Annotated in this window: 23 protein-coding genes; 12 read left to right on the top strand and 11 right to left on the bottom strand. The window is 59.8% G+C overall.

The window, feature by feature from the left end; all coding sequences use genetic code 11:
• Window positions 1-62: 62 nt before the first annotated feature.
• Entirely contained in the window at window positions 63-1,790 is a 1,728-nt protein-coding gene (gene ggt, locus ACYZT0_RS15070; RefSeq protein WP_462041919.1) for a gamma-glutamyltransferase, read from the bottom strand.
• A gap of 149 nt (window positions 1,791-1,939) precedes the next feature.
• Here ggt and ACYZT0_RS15075 point away from each other — a divergent pair, with 149 nt between their 5' ends.
• A complete protein-coding gene (locus tag ACYZT0_RS15075) occupies window positions 1,940-2,455 on the top strand; it encodes a methylated-DNA--[protein]-cysteine S-methyltransferase (protein WP_462041920.1) in 516 nt (171 codons plus the stop codon).
• 8 nt (window positions 2,456-2,463) lie between these two features.
• Here ACYZT0_RS15075 and ACYZT0_RS15080 read toward each other — a convergent pair whose 3' ends face one another.
• Both ACYZT0_RS15080 and ACYZT0_RS15085 read right to left on the bottom strand, forming a co-directional pair.
• Entirely contained in the window at window positions 2,464-3,057 is a 594-nt protein-coding gene (locus tag ACYZT0_RS15080) for an NUDIX domain-containing protein (protein WP_462041921.1), read from the bottom strand.
• A gap of 61 nt (window positions 3,058-3,118) precedes the next feature.
• Window positions 3,119-3,556 carry a hemerythrin domain-containing protein gene (locus ACYZT0_RS15085; protein ID WP_462041922.1) on the bottom strand — a complete coding sequence of 146 codons (438 nt, stop codon included), beginning with the start codon at window positions 3,554-3,556 and terminating at the stop codon, window positions 3,119-3,121.
• 151 nt (window positions 3,557-3,707) lie between these two features.
• On the opposite strand from ACYZT0_RS15085, the gene ACYZT0_RS15090 reads away from it, so the two are divergent.
• Complete coding sequence (locus tag ACYZT0_RS15090) at window positions 3,708-4,136, top strand: GNAT family N-acetyltransferase (RefSeq protein WP_462041923.1); 429 nt, start codon at window positions 3,708-3,710, stop codon at window positions 4,134-4,136.
• A 5-nt stretch (window positions 4,137-4,141) separates the two neighbouring features.
• On the opposite strand, the gene ACYZT0_RS15095 is transcribed toward ACYZT0_RS15090, so the two are convergent.
• Entirely contained in the window at window positions 4,142-4,492 is a 351-nt protein-coding gene (locus ACYZT0_RS15095) for a hypothetical protein (protein ID WP_283188462.1), read from the bottom strand.
• A gap of 161 nt (window positions 4,493-4,653) precedes the next feature.
• Here ACYZT0_RS15095 and ACYZT0_RS15100 point away from each other — a divergent pair, with 161 nt between their 5' ends.
• The 9 genes from ACYZT0_RS15100 to ACYZT0_RS15140 all read left to right on the top strand — a co-directional run bounded on the left by ACYZT0_RS15100 (window position 4,654) and on the right by ACYZT0_RS15140 (window position 9,529).
• On the top strand, window positions 4,654-4,902 hold the full coding sequence (locus ACYZT0_RS15100; RefSeq protein ID WP_008154823.1) for a hypothetical protein: 249 nt from the start codon (window positions 4,654-4,656) through the stop codon (window positions 4,900-4,902).
• A 20-nt stretch (window positions 4,903-4,922) separates the two neighbouring features.
• On the top strand, window positions 4,923-5,252 hold the full coding sequence (locus ACYZT0_RS15105) for a DUF6388 family protein (RefSeq protein WP_462041924.1): 330 nt from the start codon (window positions 4,923-4,925) through the stop codon (window positions 5,250-5,252).
• Window positions 5,253-5,287: 35 nt separating this feature from the next.
• Entirely contained in the window at window positions 5,288-5,992 is a 705-nt protein-coding gene (locus ACYZT0_RS15110) for a YoaK family protein (protein WP_462041925.1), read from the top strand.
• 65 nt (window positions 5,993-6,057) lie between these two features.
• Window positions 6,058-6,450 (top strand): sulfurtransferase complex subunit TusD, encoded by a 393-nt coding sequence (gene tusD / locus ACYZT0_RS15115; protein ID WP_223430577.1) that lies wholly within the window; start codon window positions 6,058-6,060, stop codon window positions 6,448-6,450.
• A gap of 1 nt (window position 6,451) precedes the next feature.
• Window positions 6,452-6,814, top strand: a complete 363-nt coding sequence (tusC, locus tag ACYZT0_RS15120; RefSeq protein WP_462041926.1) for a sulfurtransferase complex subunit TusC — start codon at window positions 6,452-6,454, stop codon at window positions 6,812-6,814.
• Complete coding sequence (tusB, locus tag ACYZT0_RS15125) at window positions 6,814-7,107, top strand: sulfurtransferase complex subunit TusB (protein WP_462041927.1); 294 nt, start codon at window positions 6,814-6,816, stop codon at window positions 7,105-7,107. Before tusC ends, tusB begins: the two co-directional genes overlap by 1 nt.
• A complete protein-coding gene (locus ACYZT0_RS15130; RefSeq protein WP_462041928.1) occupies window positions 7,104-7,439 on the top strand; it encodes a TusE/DsrC/DsvC family sulfur relay protein in 336 nt (111 codons plus the stop codon). The genes tusB and ACYZT0_RS15130 overlap by 4 nt, the downstream gene beginning before the upstream one ends.
• Window positions 7,436-8,437, top strand: coding sequence for a glycosyl transferase family protein (locus tag ACYZT0_RS15135; protein WP_462041929.1), 1,002 nt, complete (start codon window positions 7,436-7,438; stop codon window positions 8,435-8,437). The genes ACYZT0_RS15130 and ACYZT0_RS15135 overlap by 4 nt, the downstream gene beginning before the upstream one ends.
• Window positions 8,438-8,527: 90 nt before the next feature.
• Window positions 8,528-9,529 carry a glutathione S-transferase family protein gene (locus ACYZT0_RS15140; protein WP_462041930.1) on the top strand — a complete coding sequence of 334 codons (1,002 nt, stop codon included), beginning with the start codon at window positions 8,528-8,530 and terminating at the stop codon, window positions 9,527-9,529.
• Between the two features lie 131 nt (window positions 9,530-9,660).
• On the opposite strand, the gene cysG is transcribed toward ACYZT0_RS15140, so the two are convergent.
• The 7 genes from cysG to ACYZT0_RS15175 form a co-directional block, all read right to left on the bottom strand.
• Complete coding sequence (gene cysG, locus ACYZT0_RS15145) at window positions 9,661-11,055, bottom strand: siroheme synthase CysG (protein ID WP_462041931.1); 1,395 nt, start codon at window positions 11,053-11,055, stop codon at window positions 9,661-9,663.
• Complete coding sequence (gene serS, locus ACYZT0_RS15150; protein ID WP_462041932.1) at window positions 11,056-12,336, bottom strand: serine--tRNA ligase; 1,281 nt, start codon at window positions 12,334-12,336, stop codon at window positions 11,056-11,058. It abuts the gene before it with no gap.
• Window positions 12,337-12,351: 15 nt separating this feature from the next.
• Window positions 12,352-12,726, bottom strand: a complete 375-nt coding sequence (crcB, locus tag ACYZT0_RS15155; RefSeq protein ID WP_462041933.1) for a fluoride efflux transporter CrcB — start codon at window positions 12,724-12,726, stop codon at window positions 12,352-12,354.
• Window positions 12,726-14,048 carry a replication-associated recombination protein A gene (locus tag ACYZT0_RS15160; protein WP_462041934.1) on the bottom strand — a complete coding sequence of 441 codons (1,323 nt, stop codon included), beginning with the start codon at window positions 14,046-14,048 and terminating at the stop codon, window positions 12,726-12,728. Before ACYZT0_RS15160 ends, crcB begins: the two co-directional genes overlap by 1 nt.
• A gap of 132 nt (window positions 14,049-14,180) precedes the next feature.
• Window positions 14,181-14,804 (bottom strand): outer membrane lipoprotein periplasmic chaperone LolA, encoded by a 624-nt coding sequence (gene lolA, locus ACYZT0_RS15165; protein WP_449644690.1) that lies wholly within the window; start codon window positions 14,802-14,804, stop codon window positions 14,181-14,183.
• A gap of 77 nt (window positions 14,805-14,881) precedes the next feature.
• Window positions 14,882-17,281 (bottom strand): DNA translocase FtsK, encoded by a 2,400-nt coding sequence (locus ACYZT0_RS15170; protein WP_462041935.1) that lies wholly within the window; start codon window positions 17,279-17,281, stop codon window positions 14,882-14,884.
• Window positions 17,278-17,490: a hypothetical protein gene (locus tag ACYZT0_RS15175; protein WP_462041936.1), complete on the bottom strand. Its 213-nt coding sequence runs from the start codon at window positions 17,488-17,490 to the stop codon at window positions 17,278-17,280. Before ACYZT0_RS15175 ends, ACYZT0_RS15170 begins: the two co-directional genes overlap by 4 nt.
• 98 nt (window positions 17,491-17,588) lie before the next feature.
• Between ACYZT0_RS15175 and trxB the strand changes: the two genes are divergently transcribed.
• Window positions 17,589-18,548, top strand: a complete 960-nt coding sequence (gene trxB / locus ACYZT0_RS15180) for a thioredoxin-disulfide reductase (RefSeq protein ID WP_462041937.1) — start codon at window positions 17,589-17,591, stop codon at window positions 18,546-18,548.
• Window positions 18,549-18,550: the final 2 nt, after the last annotated feature.

The raw sequence follows: 18,550 nt of genomic DNA on the forward strand, positions 1-18,550 counted from the left end.
CTTCCTTGCAAAGTCAGTGGATCGGGGGACGAAAAATAATCCGTCCCCTTCAAAAACAACCCTCAATAACCGAGCGACAACCCGGTATTACGCCGTGGGTCGTTCGCCCCATAGAAGCGGTTTTTGCCCACCGGTTTGCCTTCCAGCGAAGGCGCGCCGACCAGAATCGCCGCCACATGGTTGGCATCCTGTGGCCCGGCAAACTTGTGCCCCCAACTTTCGAGCATCTTCACCGTATCCGGACTCGTGGTGAAGGTCTCCAGGTTGGTCTCTTCCGGCAACCATTGCTGGTGGAAACGGGGTGCATCGACCGCTTCCTGGATGTTCATGCCGTAGTCGATCACGTTGAGGATGGTCAGCAAGGTCGCGGTGATGATGCGACTACCACCGGGAGTGCCGACGACCATCACGACTTTGCCGTCCTTGGTGACGATGGTCGGGCTCATGGACGACAGCGGTGCCTTGCCGGGAGCGATGACATTGGCCTCCCCCTGAACCAAGCCGTACATGTTCGGTACACCGATTTTCGAGGTGAAGTCGTCCATTTCATCGTTGAGGATGACCCCGGTTTTGCTGGCCATGACGCCAGCGCCGAACCAGTCATTCAGGGTGTAAGTCACCGAGACCGCGTTGCCCCACTTGTCGACGATGGAGTAATGGGTGGTGTTGCTGCCTTCGTGGGGCGCCACGCCAGGTTTGATCTCGCGGGACACGCCGGCCTTCTGCGGGTCGATGGCCGCGCGGATTTTGGTGGCGTAGTTTTTATCCAGCAAATGAGCGATCGGGTTTTTCACAAAGTCCGGGTCGCCCAGGTAGCTATTGCGGTCCACATAGGCGTGGCGCATCGCTTCGATCTGGTAGTGCATGCCCTGGGCCGAGTGGTAACCCAGGTCTTTCATCGGGTAGCCGTCGAGGATGTTCATGATCTCGCAGATCACCACGCCACCGGAGCTTGGCGGCGGCGCCGACACCACGTGATAGCCACGGTAGTCGCACTCCACCGGGGCCAGTTCGCGGGTCTTGTATTTGTCGAGGTCGGCCTGGGTGATGATGCCCTTGTTTGCCTGACTGGCGGTGACGATGGCGTCGGCCACCCAGCCTTTGTAGAAGCCGTCTTCGCCCTTCTCGGAAATTTCCCGCAGGGTTTTGGCTAGATCCTTCTGCACCAGTTTTTGCCCGACCTGCATCGGCTCGCCGTTGCTCAGGAAGATCGAGCCGGAATCCTTGATGTCCTTTTTGAACACGTCGGTGGCGTACTCCAGCAATTCGACATCGCCCTGCTCCAGTTCAAAACCGTCTTCGGCGAGCTTGATGGCCGGGGCGATGACTTCCTTGCGGGGTTTGGTGCCGTATTTCTCCAGCGCCAGTTCCATGCCCGACACGGTGCCGGGCACGCCAACGGCCAGATGGCCACGGGTGCTCAGGTCAGGGACGACGTTGCCCTCCTTGTCGAGGTACATGTCTGCCGTGGCGGCCAGCGGCGCTTTTTCCCGGAAGTCGAGGAAGGTCTTGCGCCCGTCCGCCAACTGAATGGTCATGAAACCGCCGCCACCCAGGTTGCCCGCTGCAGGGTAAACCACCGCCAGCGCGTAACCGACCGCTACGGCGGCATCGACGGCGTTGCCACCGTTTTTGAGCACCTCGACGCCCACATGACTGGCCAGATGCTGCGCGGTGACGACCATGCCGTTTTCGGCCGCGACCGGCGCCACGGAGGCCGCGTAAGCACTGAGGCAGCTGAGCGCCAATGAGGTCGCAATCAGCGATTTGGCAAAAGGTTCGAACTTCATGAGTCGGTCTCTTTTTTGTTTTTAGGCTCTGTACAAAAACAGAGGGGAGGCTTCAAGAGCAGAAGCAAGTATGGCTGGGATTGCGTATTGCGCCTCCCCGTCGAGGCAGTATGCTTGCCTCCTGTTGACAGTTTTCGGAGTTCGCCGGCATGAGTTATACCTTCACCACCCTGGCGTCTCCGGTCGGAGAGCTGAAGCTGGTCGCGAACGGTTCAAGACTCGCGGCCATCCTCTGGGAAAACGACAAACCGAACCGCGTACGGCTCGGGCCGATGAGTGAGGCGGCGGACAATCCGATCCTGGTGCGCGCCGTTCAACAGTTGCAGGAATACTTTGCCGGCACACGCGATCGTTTCGAGCTGGATCTGGAGTTTGCCGGGACGGACTTTCAGAAGAAGGTGTGGCAGGCGTTGCTGACCATTCCGTTTGGTGAGACACGCAGCTATAGCGAGATTGCCAGGCAGATCGGTAATCCCAGTGCGGTTCGGGCGGTCGGAGCCGCGAATGGCAAGAATCCGCTGTCGATTGTTGCGCCGTGTCATCGGGTGATTGGCGCTTCGGGGAAGTTGACCGGGTTTGCCGGGGGGCTTGAGGCAAAGGAGCGGCTGCTGATGCTTGAAGGTTGCGAGTGGTCAGGCCTCAGCAGGACGGGGGAATTGTTTTGATTTAACGCTCAAGCGTCGGCGAAGATATTTTTCATCGCCGCATACTGCAACAGCATGATGGTCTTCGCATCGCAGATTTCCCCGCGGTAAAACGCCTCAAGCGCGTCCTCGAATTTCCACTCCAGCACCTCCAGTTCCTCGGTCTCCTCCTCCAGTCCGCCGCCATCACTGACCTTAGACGCGGCATCGTACTCAGCGATGAAGAAGTGCAGTTTTTCAGTCACCGAACCGGGGCTCATGTAGGCCTCGAACACCTTGTGCACATGGTGCACGCGATAACCGGTTTCTTCTTCTGCTTCATCGCGGATGCGCTCTTCAGGCGCCGCACCTTCGAGCAGCCCTGCTGCCACTTCGATCAGCAAGCCATCGTGGCCGTTGACGAACACCGGCAATCTGAATTGCCGGGTCAGCACGACGGTTTTCTTTTCACGGTTGAGCAGCAGAATCGCCGCGCCATTGCCACGGTCGTAGACCTCGCGGGTCTGGCGCTGCCATTCGCCGTTGTTGCGCAGGTAATCGAAGGTGATCTTCTTGAGCAGGTACCAGTCGTGGGACAACACCTGGGACTCGATGAGGTTGACCCGCTCGGCTGTGTTCGACATGACAACGCATCCCTTTTTTCGTCGGAAGGCGCACATGTTAGGCGAAAACGAAAGCCTGGCGCTAAGAAAGCTGGGCCTTGTACTCCTTCACATATTGCCCCGCCAGCGTCTCTTTCTGTTTGTCGTCGAGCAACTTGCCGGCCATCTGGAAGAACTTCTGCTCTTCCTCTTCCATGTGGTGATTGACCTTCTCGGCGAGCTTCTTCGCGGCCACCAGCCAGGCCGGACTGGACATCTCCGTCTCGTCCAGCGTTTCCATCATTTCGTCCATCTCGTGGTGTTCGGCAATCGCATGGCGACTGAGGTCGACGCCGTTATCAAACTCCATCAGCGGGATGTAGAAATGGCGCTCTTCAGCGGTTTCGTGGGCCTGAAGTTCGGACTTGAACCGCTTGTAAGCCTCGACCCGCTCCGGGGTATCGCCGTTGGTCTGGATCAGCGCATCGGCGTAGGTGCGTTGGCGGTCATGGCTTTCGCGCAAGGCTTCAAAAATATTCACGGATTGTCCTCATAGGCCGCGTTCTGGAATGACGCTCTTGAGGCTAGACATCTGCGCGATGGCGAGGGTTCCACCTCAGGGGCTGGAACAACGACCGCTGACCGCGATAGGCTTGGGGCTGTTGTCCACTCAAGCCATAAGGAAATAGCTGATGACCCTGCGAATCGAACGGTCGCAAAACCCCACGGATGAAGAGCGTCAGGCGATCCTGTTGCCGTTGCGCGCCTATAACGTCGCAAAGGCCGGCGTCTCAACGCAGGAGCCCATTGCCTTGCTGGTGCGTGACGAAAGTGGCGATATTCTCGGTGGCCTTCACGGTCGAGTGTTTTACCAATGGTTGTACATCGATCTGCTGTCGGTACCGGAGCAGGCCCGGGGACAGGGCATGGGCACCAAGCTGATGCAAATGGCCGAAGACCTGGCACGGGAGAAGGAATGCATCGGAATCTGGCTCGACACCTTCGACTTCCAGGCGCCGGCGTTTTACAAGAAACTCGGCTACAGCGAGTTAGGCCAGATCGCTGACTATCCGCCGGGTCACAAGCGCTTCTTTTTCCAGAAGCGCCTGATCAATAGCTAAACGGCTTACAAGCAGGTCGCCAACGCCGCCAGTCGGCGCTTGGCCACAAAGTCGTCATGCTGCGCGTAATAATTCAGCACGGTTGCGGAAGCGTCAGTCGTCACGTCCACAAAGGACTCGGCCGAGCGCGTGTAAACGGTGGAACCACCCTTCTTGCCAGGCTGCAAATACGCGCCCGCATCGACCCCGAACACCGCCTCGTCCTGCCAGGAAAACTGCACACATTGGGCGACGACTTTTTCCGGCTTGTCCGACGTCAGGGTTTTGTACGGGGTTCCAGTGCGGGCATCGTTCATCGCCGAGCCGGCGCATCCCGCCAGCAACGTTACGGCCAGCGCCACCATCAGAATTCGCATTACGTTCGCTCTTCGAGAAAAAGCGGACTGTATCACCGCGGCACGGCGTATCGTTCTGCTTTACTTCATTTATACCGCGACACCGAGTGACGATTCGCGCACCCTGTCGCGCCATTAACGCCGCATTGCCCATTTTTCCGGGCTCATTTTTTGGAAAGGCCATGACACCCAACGCTGAATATTACAAACCGACCGCTGAATATGCCGACAAGCTGATCAGCCAGATCGGTCAGACGCCGTCCTGGATTGCCAAGCGAATTGGCGTCACCGACAAGCGGATTCGTTACATCCTCGACGGCGAAAGAACCGTCAAAGGTGAAACCACGCCGATTCAAATGACGTACCCCGAGCAGTTTGCCCTTGAGTGCCTGGCAGCAGCGGCCAAGGCCAGCAAGAAGCAATCTTCGTAACCCGGCCTCAAGGAGCGACCATGGCGGCAACCGAACAGCAACACGAGCAAGCGCTGAAGAAGTTTCTCGATGAGCGCCCTGAACTGCGCGTCGAACTCGACAACCTCAACCCTCTGTTGGCTCAGGCCAAGGGCGAGACCGTGGCGCAGTACCGCGAGGAGCGCTTGCATGAAGCGTTTGAAGCCGAGGCCGAGCGCCTGGGATTGTTTGCCTGGGAGCTGACGCTGCAACTGACCGCGGCGACGGCCGAGGACTATCAGGTACAACGCCTGGAAGTGCACAAGGAAGTGGCCGAGATGGCCGGCATGGACTGGCTGGAGTATTGCGAGTTATATGGATTGAGTAAGTGACCATCACGGTCGCTGCCTGAGGACGACCTTCGCTGATGTTGCCATCCCTTTCAACTGACCGCGCCAGCCCAGGCCATCTGCATACCCGGAAATGGCGGGGACGCATCGGAATGTCGCTGGTGGCCAGCCTCTCGGTGCTCGCTGGCATGACCGACGCCATCGGGTTCATGGCCAGCGGCGATTTCGTCTCGTTCATGAGTGGCAACACCACCCGCCTCGCCGTGGCGATCAGCGATGGCGACCTGGGCCTGACCTTGCGCCTGATGATACTCGTGGGCACCTTCATCGTCGGCAACGCCTTGGGTATCGTCGTCAGCCGCCTCGGCGGCCGACGGGCGCTGCCCTTGCTGCTGTGCATCGCCACGCTGCTGTGTGGGGCTGCGGCCTGGCCTTATGAGGAACAATTGCCGGCGTTGCTGGCGGCCATCATCGCCATGGGCATGCTCAATGCCGCCGTCGAGGAAGTGAACGGTCTGCCGGTTGGTCTGACCTACGTCACCGGCGCCCTGTCGCGCTTCGGCCGTGGGCTGGGACGCTGGATGCTCGGCGAACGTCGCAACGGTTGGCGCGTGCAACTGATCCCCTGGACCGGGATGTTTGCTGGCGCGGTCATCGGCGCCGTGCTGGAACATCACCTGGGGCTCAGGGCCCTGTTTGTCAGCGGTCTGCTGGCCGGCGCCATCGGACTGCTGTCGCTGAAAATTCCGCGGCGTTGGCAGTTGGGGTATATGCCGCGCTGAAACGCCCTTCGCCGCCCCGGCGATAAAGCATTATCATGGCCGCAGTTTTGCTGATCGAGTCTGTCATGAAGTTCGCCATCGCGCTGTTTTCCGCCGCCCATGCGCCCTCCTCGCGCCGCGCCTTGCTGTTCGCCCAGGCCGCGCTGGCCGGCGGGCATGAGATTGTCCGGCTGTTTTTCTATCAGGACGGCGTCTACAACGCCTCCGCAAGCGTGGTCACGCCGCAGGATGAGCAGGACTTACCCAAGCAATGGCGCAACTTCGTTACCGAGCATCAACTGGACGGTGTCGTGTGCATCGCCGCGGCCCTGCGCCGTGGTGTGTTGAACGAAGAAGAAGCCGGACGCTATCAGCGTGAAGCCGTTGCTGTAGGCGCACCGTGGGAATTGTCCGGACTCGGCCAGTTGCATGACGCGGTGCAGGACGCTGATCGTCTGATCTGTTTCGGAGGCGCGTGAGATGCCTAAATCCTTGCTGATTATCAGCCGTCAGGCGCCATGGTCCGGACCGAGTGCGCGGGAAGCGCTGGACATCGTGCTGGCTGGCGGTGCGTTCGACCTGCCGATCGGCCTGCTGTTTCTCGATGACGGGGTGTTCCAGCTCGCCGCGAAACAGGACGCCAAGACCCTCCAGCAGAAGGACCTGAGCGCCAACCTGCAAGCCTTGCCGATGTTTGGTGTCGAAGACCTTTTCGTCTGTGGCGAAAGTGCTGCAGAACGGGGTCTGGACCCGGCCGGTTTAGCGCTGGAAGAAGCTCAAGTGCTGGCCGCACACGAAATCACCGCATTAATTGACCGTTACGACCAGGTGATTACCCTCTGATGTCGACTTTGCATGTGTTGTCTCATTCCCCGTTCGGCGACGATCGCCTGACCAGTTGCTTGCGCGTGATCGGCGCTGGCGATGCGCTGCTGCTGTGCGGCGACGCGACTTACGCGTTGCAGCCTGGCACCGCGCCGTTCAGCGCGCTGAATGCCCGCAGCCCTGCACTGTTTGTGCTGGCTGAAGACGCCCAGGCCCGCGCCCTGCCATTACCTGACTGGGCCAAAGCCATCGATTACCCGGCCTTCGTCGAACTGTCGATTCAATACGACAAGGTCAACAGTTGGCTATGAACTCCCTGACGGTCGGCGCACGCGCCATCGAGTTGGACAAGGACGGTTTCCTGGTCGAACTGAGCGACTGGTCCTTTGAAGTGGCCAGCGCCCTGGCAGCCGCCGAAGGCATCGAGTTGAGCCCCGAACACTGGGAAATCCTCGAACTGCTGCGCAGTTTCTATGCCGAATTCCAGCTGTCGCCAGCTACCCGTCCGCTGATCAAGTACACAGCAACGAAGCTGGGCCCGGACAAGGGCAACAGCCTGCACCTGAACCGACTGTTCAAAGGCACCCCTGCCAAACTCGCCGCGAAACTGGCGGGCCTGCCCAAACCGACGAATTGCTTATGACCGATTACCCAGCGCTGACCCTCGAAACACCCGCCGAACACCCGTTCGCCCAGTTCGTGCGCATCCTCGGCAAAGGCAAACGCGGCGCCCGCGACTTGACCCGCGAGGAAGCCCGCGAAGCGATGGGCATGGTGCTCGACCACAAGGTCGAAGACACCCAGCTTGGCGCCTTCCTGATGCTGTTGCGGCACAAGGAAGAAAGTGCTGAGGAGATGGCGGGCTTCACCGAAGCGTTGCGCGAACGTCTGAATCCTCCAGCGCTGGCCGTCGATCTGGACTGGCCGACGTATGCCGGCAAGAAACGTCATCTGCCGTGGTATCTGCTGGCGGCCAAGTGCCTGGCGCAAAATGGTCTGCGCATCTTCATGCACGGCGGCGGCGCGCACACGGCGGGTCGGCTGTATAGCGAACAATTGTTGGATGAGTTGAAGATTCCGTTGTGCCGCGACTGGCAGCAGGTGGGTGTGGCGCTTGATAACGGCGGTTTGGCCTTCATGCCGCTGGTGGATTGGGCGCCGCAACTCCAGCGCATGATCGACCTGCGCAACACCCTGGGCCTGCGTTCGCCGATCCACTCCCTGGCGCGGATTCTCAATCCGTTGGGTGCTCGCTGTGGCCTGCAAAGCATTTTCCACCCCGGTTACCAGGCTGTGCATCGCGATGCCAGTGGCTTGCTCGGCGACACCGCGATCGTGGTGAAAGGCGACGGCGGCGAAATCGAGATCAACCCGGACGCCGACAGTCATCTGTACGGCACCACCGGCGGCGAAAGCTGGGATGAAAAATGGCCGCAACTGTCGAGCCAGCGCCATGTCAAACCGGCCGCGCTCGATCCCGAGCACCTGAAAGCCGTGTGGTGTGGTGATGTGGTCGACAGCTATCCGCAAATGGCGCTGATCTCGACCATGGCCCTGGCCTTGCGGGGCCTCGGCCAAACCCGCGAAAGCGCCTTCGAAACCGCCCAGCAGTACTGGGATGCTCGGGACAGATCGATTTAACCGATCATAAGCGCCCAACCTTTGCGCTTTTTTATCGAACCTATGCGAATAGACTCCTCTCCAACGCTTATTGGTTGAGGAGTCTTGAACATGGGTTTGTTGGTTGAAGGTCGCTGGCATGACCAGTGGTACGAAAGCGGCAAGGACGGTACGTTCCAGCGTGAACAAGCGCAGCGTCGTAACTGGCTGACCGCCGACGGCAAGCCTGGCCCGACCGGTGTTGGTGGCTTTGCGGCCGAGGCCGGGCGCTATCATCTCTATGTGTCCCTCGCCTGTCCGTGGGCTCACCGCACGCTGATCCTGCGCAAACTCAAAGGTCTCGACAGCTTGATCGATGTGTCAGTGGTCAGTTGGCTGATGCTGGAAAACGGCTGGACCTTCGACCAGAAGCTCGGATCGACCGGCGACAAACTCGATCACTTCGACTTCATGCACCAGCGCTACACCGCCGATACTGCCGACTACACCGGCCGCGTCACGGTGCCAATGCTCTGGGACAAACAGCAGAATCGCATCGTCAACAATGAATCCGCGGAGATCATCCGCATGTTCAATGGCGCCTTCGATGATTTGACGGGTAATGACCTGGATTTCTACCCGGCGCCGCTGCGGGGCGAGATCGACGCGCTGAACGAACGGATTTATCCAGCGGTTAACAATGATGTGTATCGCGCAGGGTTTGCCACGTCGCAGAAGGCCTATGAAGAGGCGTTCGATGAATTGTTTGGCGAGCTTGATCGTCTGGAACAGCTGTTGGGTGCTAATCGTTACCTGACGGGTGAGTACCTGACTGAAGCTGATATCAGGCTGTTCACCACGCTGATTCGCTTTGACGCCGTGTATCACGGCCACTTCAAGTGCAACCTGCGGCGGATCGACGATTATCCGAATCTGTCGAACTGGCTACGGGAAATGTATCAGTGGCCGGGGATTGCCGAGACGGTGGATTTCGAGCACATCAAGCATCACTACTACGGCAGCCACAAGACCATCAACCCAACGGGGGTTGTGCCGAAAGGGCCGGCGCAGGCTTTCACGGCGCCGCATGATCGGGAGCGGTTGAGCGGGAAAGGGGTTTGGCGCAGGGCCTGACTGACGATCGTTCCCACGCGGAGCGTGGGAATGCCGCCATGGACGCTCTGCGTCCGCTTCTGACACTGTGACGCAGAGCGTCACGGGATGCATTCCCACGCGGAGCGTGGGAACGATCAGTAACGGGGTGTTCAGACTTGCGCCTGAGCACCTTCGAACCACGCCAGTTTCTCGCGCAACTGCACCACTTCACCAACGATCACCAACGTTGGCGCATGCACTTCATGCTCCGCCACCAGCCTTGGAAGGTCCGCCAAGGTGCCGGTAAACACCCGCTGATTGACGGTGGTGCCCTGCTGGATCAACGCCGCCGGCGTATCCGCTGCGCGACCATGCTTGATCAATTGCTCGCAGATGATCGGCAAGCCCACCAACCCCATGTAAAACACCAGGGTTTGCGCCGGCGCAACCAGGTCGGCCCACGGCAAATCGCTGGAACCGTCCTTAAGGTGCCCGGTGACAAAACGCACCGACTGCGCGTAATCGCGGTGAGTCAGCGGAATCCCGGCATACGCCGCGCAACCGCTGGCCGCCGTAATACCCGGCACCACCTGGAACGGGATGCCATGGGCAGCCAGCTCTTCGATCTCTTCACCGCCACGTCCGAAGATGAACGGATCGCCACCCTTCAAACGCACAACACGCTTACCTTGCTTGGCCAAATCCACCAATTGCTGATTGATCTGATCCTGAGGCACAGCGTGATCGGCGCGACGCTTGCCGACGTAAACCCGTTCGGCATCGCGACGGCACAAATCCAGAATCGCGGGCGCCACCAAGCGGTCATACAACACCACATCGGCTTGCTGCATCAGACGCAACGCGCGGAAGGTCAGCAAGTCCGGATCACCCGGTCCTGCGCCCACCAGATAAACTTCGCCGGTAGCTACAGGTGCTTCACCATTGATCTTCGCCAGCATCAAGCGCTCGGCTTCGGCGCCCTGCCCGGCCAGTTGCCGGTCGGCAATCGGGCCCTGGAACACGTCTTCCCAGAACGCCCGACGCTGCTGCACATCCGGGAACAGGCGTTTGACCTGGCTGCGGAAACGCGCCGCCAGACCGGCCAATTGACCGTAGGTGGAAGGAATCCAGGTTTCCAGTTTGGCGCGGATCAACCGCGCCAGCACCGGCGCGTCGCCGCCACTCGATACCGCAATGATCAAAGGGGAACGGTCGACGATCGCCGGGAAGATAACGCTGCACAAGGCCGGCGCATCCACCACGTTGACCGGCACGCAACGCCGATGGGCATCGGCGGAGACTTGCGCGTTCAGCGGTTCGTCGTCGGTGGCGGCGATGATCAGCCCGCAACCGTCAAGGTCCGCTTCGACGTAGCCACGCACCCAACACTCACCACCGCTGCCGGCAACCAGTTCACGCAGTTGCGGTTCGATTTCAGGTGCGACCACTCGCAGCAGCGCACCGGCTTCGGCCAGCAGGCGGGATTTGCGCAAGGCAATTTCCCCCCCGCCGACGACCAACACACGACTGCCGCGAAGGTTATGAAACAGCGGCAGATAGTCCATTTAGCCGATGACCTCAAGGCCACCCATGTACGGTTTCAGCACGTCCGGCACACGGATCGACCCGTCGGCCTGCTGGTAGTTTTCCAGCACTGCCACCAGTGTACGACCGACCGCCAGGCCGGAACCATTCAGTGTGTGAACCAGTTCAGGCTTGCCGGTTTCCGGATTGCGGAAACGCGCTTGCATACGACGGGCCTGGAAGTCACCGCAATTGGAGCACGACGAAATCTCGCGGTATTTGTCCTGGCTCGGGATCCACACTTCCAGGTCGTAGGTCTTGACCGCGCTGAAACCCATGTCACCGGTGCACAGCGCCAGGGTACGGTAAGGCAGTTCCAGCAGTTGCAGGACTTTCTCGGCGTTGGCGGTCAGGCCTTCCAGCGCTTCCATCGAAGTCGACGGCTCAACGATCTGGACCATCTCGACCTTGTCGAATTGGTGCTGACGGATCATGCCGCGAGTGTCGCGACCCGAGGCGCCGGCTTCGCTGCGGAAGCACGGCGTGTGCGCAACGAACTTGATTGGCAGCAGTTTCGAATCGACGATTTCGCCCGCGACGATGTTGGTCAGCGACACTTCAGCAGTCGGGATCAGGTACAGATCGGCTTCGCCTTCGCGGCTGATCTTGAACAGGTCTTCTTCGAACTTCGGCAGCTGACCCGTGCCTTGCAGCGCCGGCGCTTGAACCAGATAAGGCGTGTAGGCCTCTTCGTAACCGTGTTCGCTGGTGTGCAGGTTGATCATGAACTGCGCCAGGGCGCGATGCAGACGAGCAATCGGGCCGCGCAGCAGGACGAAACGGGCGCCGGACAGCTTGGCGGCGGTTTCGAAGTCCAGCCAGCCGAACTTCTCGCCCAGGGCCACGTGGTCCTGAACCGGGAAATCGAACGCGGTCGGGGTGCCCCAGCGGCGCACTTCGACGTTGCCGTCTTCGTCATCGCCGATCGGCACGGATTCGTGTGGCAGGTTCGGGATACCGAGCAGGATCGAGTCCAGATCGGTCTGGATCCCGTCCAGCTCGACTTTACCGTCACTCAACTCGTTCGCCATGCGCTCGACGTCAGCCATCAGCGGCGCGATGTCTTCGCCACGCTGCTTGGCCTGACCGATGGATTTGGAGCGCGCATTACGTTCAGCCTGCAGTGCTTCGGTGCGGGTCTGGACGGTCTTGCGCTGTTCTTCCAGCGCTTCGATGCGCGCAACATCCAGCTTATAGCCACGGGATGCCAGGCGGTCCGCTACGTCCTGAAGGTTGCTACGTAACAGTTTGGAATCGAGCATGTCGGTCTCTCGTTATCAAAGTTTGGTCAAGGACAGGCCAGCCCAGGTAGCGAGCAGCCCGCCGAATACGCTGATGGCAGCATAGCCCAGGGCCAGCGGCATTTGCCCGGTTTCCAGCAGGCGCACCGTATCCAGTGAAAAGGATGAAAAAGTCGTCAGCCCCCCGAGGAAGCCGACCATCAACCCGGCGCGCACCTCAATCGGCACCTCCGGGCGTACCAAAAACAGACCGTATAGAACGCCGATCAGCAAACAGCCGACGATATTAACGGCCAGCGTCGCGGTATAGAAGTGCCGCGGCCAATTAGCGTTGATCCAGTTACCGGTGGCAAAGCGCAAAAGCGTTCCGGCGATACCGCCCACAGAAACGGCAACGATCAAAGGAATCACTATTTTCTCCGCTGCCGTGGGCTGAGACGGTCAAGTTGCGCGAGGTGATTGAGCTTCTCGCCGATCTTCAGCTCCAGTCCGCGGGGCACCGGTTGATAGAACGGTTGTGGCTCAAGTTCTTCCGGAAAGTAATCTTCGCCGGCCGCGTAGGCGTCCGGCTCATCGTGCGCGTAACGGTATTCGTCGCCATAACCCAGTTGCTTCATCAATTTGGTCGGCGCGTTGCGCAGGTGCAGCGGCACTTCCAGCGAACCGTGTTCGGTGGCGCTGCGCATGGCGGCTTTGAAACCCATGTAAACCGCATTGCTTTTCGGCGCGCAAGCCAGATAGGTGATGGCCTGAGCCACCGCCAATTCGCCTTCAGGGCTGCCGAGGCGCTCCTGCACTTCCCACGCAGCCAGGCACAGGCTCAGGGCGCGGGGGTCGGCGTTGCCGATGTCTTCGCTGGCCATGCGCACCACGCGCCGGGCCAGGTACAGCGGATCGCAACCGCCGTCGATCATCCGGGCGAACCAGTACAGCGCGCCGTCGGGATTAGAGCCGCGCACCGACTTATGCAGCGCAGAGATCTGGTCGTAGAACGCTTCGCCGCCCTTGTCGAAACGCCGACGGGTATCACCGAGCAGGCTTTGCAGCAGGTCGACGCCGATCTCGCTGTTGTCTTCAGCCAGGTCCGAGGCGTTTTCCAGCAAGTTCAGCAGACGCCGGCCATCGCCATCGGCGGCCGACAGCAGCATCTGGAAGCCTTCATCGCTGAGGCTCAGTTGCCGCTTGCCCAGGCCACGCTCTTCGGTCAGCGCGCGATGCACCAGTTTGCGCAGGGCCGCTTCGTCGAGGCTTTTGAGCACGTAGACGCGGGCCCGGGAGAGCAACGCGTTGTTGAGTTCAAACGAGGGGTTTTCAGTGGTCGCGCCGATGAAAATCAGCGTGCCGTCTTCAACGTACGGCAGGAACGCATCCTGCTGGGACTTGTTGAAGCGATGCACTTCATCGACGAACAGGATGGTCCGCTTGCCGTACTGCCCGGCCTGTTGCTTGGCGATTTCCACCGCCAGACGGATTTCCTTCACGCCGGCCAGTACCGCCGAGACCGTTTCGAAGTGCGCGTCCGAGACTTCCGCCAGCAGCCGCGCCAGGGTGGTTTTGCCCACGCCCGGCGGCCCCCAGAAGATCATCGAGTGCAGGGCACCCTGCTCCAGGGCTTCGCGCAAAGGCTTGCCGCGAGCGAGCAGGTGTTCCTGACCGACGTACTCGTCCAGATTGGCTGCCCGCAAACGGGCGGCCAAGGGCTGAGCAATCGGGGCACTGCGAAACAGGTCCATCACTACTTATGAAACCTCACTGTGAACACCGCTGGAAATGTGGGAGCGGGCTTGCTCGCGAATGCCAGATGACATACACGGCGACTGAAACACCGCATTCGCGAGCAAGCCCGCTCCCACAGCTTCCGCGTTTTACTCTTGAATGACGTCCGCGCCTTTAGGGATGTCAAACTTGAACTTGGACGCAGGGATCGGCTCGTTGGCCTTCACACCAGTGAACAGGATATTGGTGCGCTGACCGACGCTGTCGATCAGTTGCATGTCATTGACCAAGCCATTGCGGAACGACAGACGCAGGCTGTCGAACAGGGTGTCTTTGGTTTTCGGCTTCAGCGTGAAGTCGATCACGCCGCCGGCTTCCTTGGCGCTGATATCGAAGCTCTGGCTGATCTTGGACACGTCACCGGACAGCAGCAGCGCCGGGGTCTGGGTCAGGCGCTGGTCGAGATTCTTGATGGTGACCTGCTCCAGGTCCGGGTCCCACAGGGAAACTTTCTTGCCGTCGGAGACCATCAGCTGCTCTTGCGGTGCGTCGGTGTGCCAGTAGAACAGGCCAGGACGCTGCAGGGACATTTGACCGGCCGTTTCCTGCAACCGGGTGCCACTGCCGTCGAGGGTCAGCTGCGAGAAACGCGCGGTCAGGGTCTGGGATTTTTCCAGCAATTGGGTCAGACGCGCCACGTCCTTGTCATCGGCGTGGGCCGAAAGTGTGGTCAAAGCCAGTACCGGCAGCAACAGCATGCGGATAAGACGCATGGGAGTCCTCATAACATTCGTGGGGAGTGCGGCCGCACATCAGTGCGCCACCGCTTTTTCAAATCAGATCAGTCAAATCAGTCGCGCACCGGGCCAGGGGCCAGGACTTCACGCGAACCGTTGGTGTTCATGGACGTCACGACCCCGGCCATTTCCATGGCTTCGATCATGCGCGCGGCGCGGTTGTAGCCGATTTTCAGCTTGCGCTGAACCGCAGAGATGGACGCACGACGGCTTTCCAGTACGAACTGCACCGCTTCGTCGTAGAGCGCATCGGATTCACTGTCGTCATCGCCGCCGCTGCCGCCTTCAAAGCCGCTACCGGGCTCTTCGACACCCGCAAGGATCTCGTCGTTGTATTCCGGCGCGCCACGCAGTTTCCAGGCTTCGACCACCCGGTGAACCTCGTCATCGGACACGAAGGCACCGTGGACACGGATCGGCAGACTGGTGCCCGGCGGCATGTAGAGCATGTCACCGTGGCCCAACAGTTGTTCGGCGCCGCCCTGGTCGATGATGGTTCGCGAATCGATCTTGCTCGATACCTGGAACGCCATGCGGGTCGGAATGTTGGCTTTGATCAGACCAGTGATCACATCAACCGACGGACGCTGGGTCGCAAGGATCAAGTGGATACCGGCAGCACGGGCCTTCTGGGCGATACGGGCGATCAGTTCTTCAACCTTCTTGCCGACGATCATCATCATGTCGGCGAATTCGTCCACCACCACGACAATGGTCGGCAGCTTGGTCAGCAACGGCGCTTCGTCGTGAATGCTTTCGCGCTTGTACAGCGGATCGGTCAACGGCGTGCCGGCGTCCTGTGCTTCCTTGACCTTGGCATTGAAACCCGACAGGTTACGCACGCCCATCTTCGCCATCAGTTTGTAGCGACGCTCCATCTCCGCCACGCTCCAGCGCAGGGCGTTGGCCGCGTCCTTCATGTCGGTCACGACCGGGCACAGGAGGTGCGGAATACCTTCGTAGATCGACAGCTCAAGCATTTTCGGGTCGATCATGATCAGCTTGGCGTCTTCCGGGCCGGACTTGAACAGGATCGACAGGATCATCGCGTTCACACCTACCGATTTACCGGAACCCGTCGTACCGGCTACCAGCAAATGGGGCATCTTCGCCAGATCGGTGATGACCGGCTTGCCACCAATGTCGTGGCCCAGGGCCAAAGTGACCGGCGACTTGAAGTTATCGTACTCAGGGGTCGACAGCACTTCGGAGAAGCGCACGATCTGACGATCTTCGTTAGGAATTTCGATACCCACGGTGGTCTTGCCAGGAATCACTTCGACCACACGCACGCTGGTCACGGCCAGGGAACGTGCCAGGTCTTTCGCCAGATTGGAAATGCGGCTGACCTTGACGCCTGCCGCTGGCTGGATTTCATAACGGGTAATGACCGGGCCTGGGTGAATCGAATCCACCGAGACTTCGACGCCGAATTCCTTGAGCTTGATTTCCAGCAAGTGACCGACCGCCGCCAGGGATTCAGGCGAATAATTGAGTTGTTTCTTTTCTGCAGGGTCGAGAATCGAGATCGGCGGCAAGGTGCCTTTGACGGCGCTGTCAACGAACAGCGGCGCCTGCTCTTTTTCCACGCGCTTGCTGGGAGCCGCTGGCTTGGGCGGTGCGGGCGCAATCACTGGAGGCACCTGCTTCTCGCGGTCGGACATGTGCTTGCTCAGGGCTTGCTCACGCTCGATCAGGCGTTCCTTGACCTTGGCCTGCTCGCGCTTGTCGGTGACAGTCGGCGCCACCACGTCATGGACGCGGTCGTCGACTTCACGCAATTGGGCGACCAGTTGCTTGCGTTCGGTGCGGGCGGCCCACCAGCGATTGGCCGCACCCTGGAACAATTCAAACAGGTCGAGGGTGATCTTGCCGGTGAGGTCCATTACCTTGAACCACGACAGGTCGGTGAACACCGTCAGGCCAAACAGGAACAACGCGATGAGCAACAGCGTACTGCCCTGAATATTCAGGGCGTTCCTGGCCAGGTCGCCGAGGCTTTCACCTAAAGCGCCGCCAGCACCAGCCGGCAGGCCGGTAGCGGCGTGGAAATGGATATGGGCCAGGGCGGCGCCCGACAGCACCAGAAACACCAGGCCGATCAGGCGCCAGGAGAACAGCCAGCCGCTCCACTCCCACTGCTCGTGGCGTTGACGGAAAATTTGATAAGCCTTGATCGCCAGCAACAGCGGGAAGATGTAGGCGAAGTAACCCAACACCATAAACAGGATATCGGCGCTGTAGGAGCCGACCGGTCCGCCGAAGTTCTGCACATCGTCGATCTTGCTGTTATGGCTCCAGCCCGGATCGTCCTTGCCATAGGTCAACAAGGCCATCATCAGGAACAGGCACAAGCCGCCGATGGCGATCAATGCACCTTCCTTGAGCCGGTAGTGCAATTGCTGGCGCCAGAGCGGAACGACTGTTTTTGGTGCTGCGGTGGATTTCTTCAAAACGCTTCTTTTCCTGCGCCCATGGCGCGTCCATCTGTTGAATGACTTAAAAAAACTGCCCAATCCAGGCAGGTAAAAAAGTTAACAGGCGTAACTGAGACTACTTTTAACACTACGCTCCGGTTTTTATAAACACGGCGCGCACCGCTTATTTTATTACAAGCACTGTCACAGGCAGGCATTGTACGGGTTTGTTCGTCCGATGCCATGCTTGAAACCCAAGGTGTAGCATAGCCAACAGCGCATTACTCGCGGTTCAATTTGAGCATGCATTCTCTTTTGTGACAAAGGCTTATGAGGTGTTTTTATGAGCGAAGCGAAGCATTCCCGCCTGATCATTCTGGGTTCCGGCCCTGCGGGTTACAGCGCAGCCGTTTATGCCGCCCGCGCCAACCTCAAACCCGTTGTCATTACCGGCATACAGGCAGGTGGCCAGCTCACTACCACCGTCGAAGTCGACAATTGGCCCGGTGATGTCGAAGGCCTCACCGGCCCGGTCCTGATGGAACGCATGCAAAAACACGCCGAGCGTTTTCATACAGAGATCGTTTACGACCACATCCACACCGCCAAGTTGCAACAGCGCCCGTTCGAACTCATCGGCGACAGCGGCACTTACACCTGTGACGCGCTGATTATCGCCACCGGCGCCTCGGCGCAATACCTGGGGCTGCCATCGGAAGAGTCATTTGCCGGCAAAGGGGTTTCGGCCTGCGCGACGTGCGACGGCTTTTTCTACCGCAATCAGGTAGTCGCGGTCGTTGGCGGCGGCAATACGGCGGTTGAAGAAGCGCTGTACCTGTCGAACATCGCCAAGGAAGTTCACCTGATTCACCGGCGCGACAAGTTGCGCTCGGAGAAGATCCTCCAGGACAAGCTCTTCGAAAAAGCCGCCAACGGCAATATCCGCCTGCACTGGAACCAGAATCTGGATGAAGTGCTGGGCGATGCCAGCGGCGTGACCGGCGCCCGCCTGCGGGACAGCCACACTGGCGAAACCAGTGAAATGCCGCTGGCTGGTGTGTTCATTGCTATCGGCCATAAGCCCAACACCGATTTGTTCGAAGGCCAGCTGAAAATGCGTGACGGCTATCTGCTGGTCAAGGGCGGCAGCGAAGGCGATGCTACCAGCACCGAAATCAAAGGCGTGTTTGCCGCCGGCGACGTCGCCGACCACGTTTATCGCCAGGCCGTGACCTCCGCCGGGGCCGGCTGCATGGCCGCGCTGGACGCCGAGAAGTATCTCGACGACATTCCCACCGTTTGACG

Source organism: Pseudomonas sp. ZS1P83, assembly GCF_054897825.1.

Coding starts and splice junctions, on each gene's coding strand:
- ACYZT0_RS15110 (WP_462041925.1), top strand. CDS start 5,288: ATGTTGCCATCCCTTTCAACTGACCGCGCCAGCCCAGGCCATCTGCAT.
- ACYZT0_RS15090 (WP_462041923.1), top strand. CDS start 3,708: ATGACCCTGCGAATCGAACGGTCGCAAAACCCCACGGATGAAGAGCGT.
- ACYZT0_RS15160 (WP_462041934.1), bottom strand. CDS start 14,048: ATGGACCTGTTTCGCAGTGCCCCGATTGCTCAGCCCTTGGCCGCCCGT.
- cysG (WP_462041931.1), bottom strand. CDS start 11,055: ATGGACTATCTGCCGCTGTTTCATAACCTTCGCGGCAGTCGTGTGTTG.
- ACYZT0_RS15135 (WP_462041929.1), top strand. CDS start 7,436: ATGACCGATTACCCAGCGCTGACCCTCGAAACACCCGCCGAACACCCG.
- tusC (WP_462041926.1), top strand. CDS start 6,452: ATGCCTAAATCCTTGCTGATTATCAGCCGTCAGGCGCCATGGTCCGGA.
- lolA (WP_449644690.1), bottom strand. CDS start 14,804: ATGCGTCTTATCCGCATGCTGTTGCTGCCGGTACTGGCTTTGACCACA.
- ggt (WP_462041919.1), bottom strand. CDS start 1,790: ATGAAGTTCGAACCTTTTGCCAAATCGCTGATTGCGACCTCATTGGCG.
- ACYZT0_RS15095 (WP_283188462.1), bottom strand. CDS start 4,492: ATGCGAATTCTGATGGTGGCGCTGGCCGTAACGTTGCTGGCGGGATGC.
- ACYZT0_RS15075 (WP_462041920.1), top strand. CDS start 1,940: ATGAGTTATACCTTCACCACCCTGGCGTCTCCGGTCGGAGAGCTGAAG.
- ACYZT0_RS15105 (WP_462041924.1), top strand. CDS start 4,923: ATGGCGGCAACCGAACAGCAACACGAGCAAGCGCTGAAGAAGTTTCTC.
- ACYZT0_RS15175 (WP_462041936.1), bottom strand. CDS start 17,490: ATGGCATCGGACGAACAAACCCGTACAATGCCTGCCTGTGACAGTGCT.
- trxB (WP_462041937.1), top strand. CDS start 17,589: ATGAGCGAAGCGAAGCATTCCCGCCTGATCATTCTGGGTTCCGGCCCT.
- ACYZT0_RS15080 (WP_462041921.1), bottom strand. CDS start 3,057: ATGTCGAACACAGCCGAGCGGGTCAACCTCATCGAGTCCCAGGTGTTG.
- tusD (WP_223430577.1), top strand. CDS start 6,058: ATGAAGTTCGCCATCGCGCTGTTTTCCGCCGCCCATGCGCCCTCCTCG.
- ACYZT0_RS15140 (WP_462041930.1), top strand. CDS start 8,528: ATGGGTTTGTTGGTTGAAGGTCGCTGGCATGACCAGTGGTACGAAAGC.
- serS (WP_462041932.1), bottom strand. CDS start 12,336: ATGCTCGATTCCAAACTGTTACGTAGCAACCTTCAGGACGTAGCGGAC.
- tusB (WP_462041927.1), top strand. CDS start 6,814: ATGTCGACTTTGCATGTGTTGTCTCATTCCCCGTTCGGCGACGATCGC.
- ACYZT0_RS15100 (WP_008154823.1), top strand. CDS start 4,654: ATGACACCCAACGCTGAATATTACAAACCGACCGCTGAATATGCCGAC.
- ACYZT0_RS15130 (WP_462041928.1), top strand. CDS start 7,104: ATGAACTCCCTGACGGTCGGCGCACGCGCCATCGAGTTGGACAAGGAC.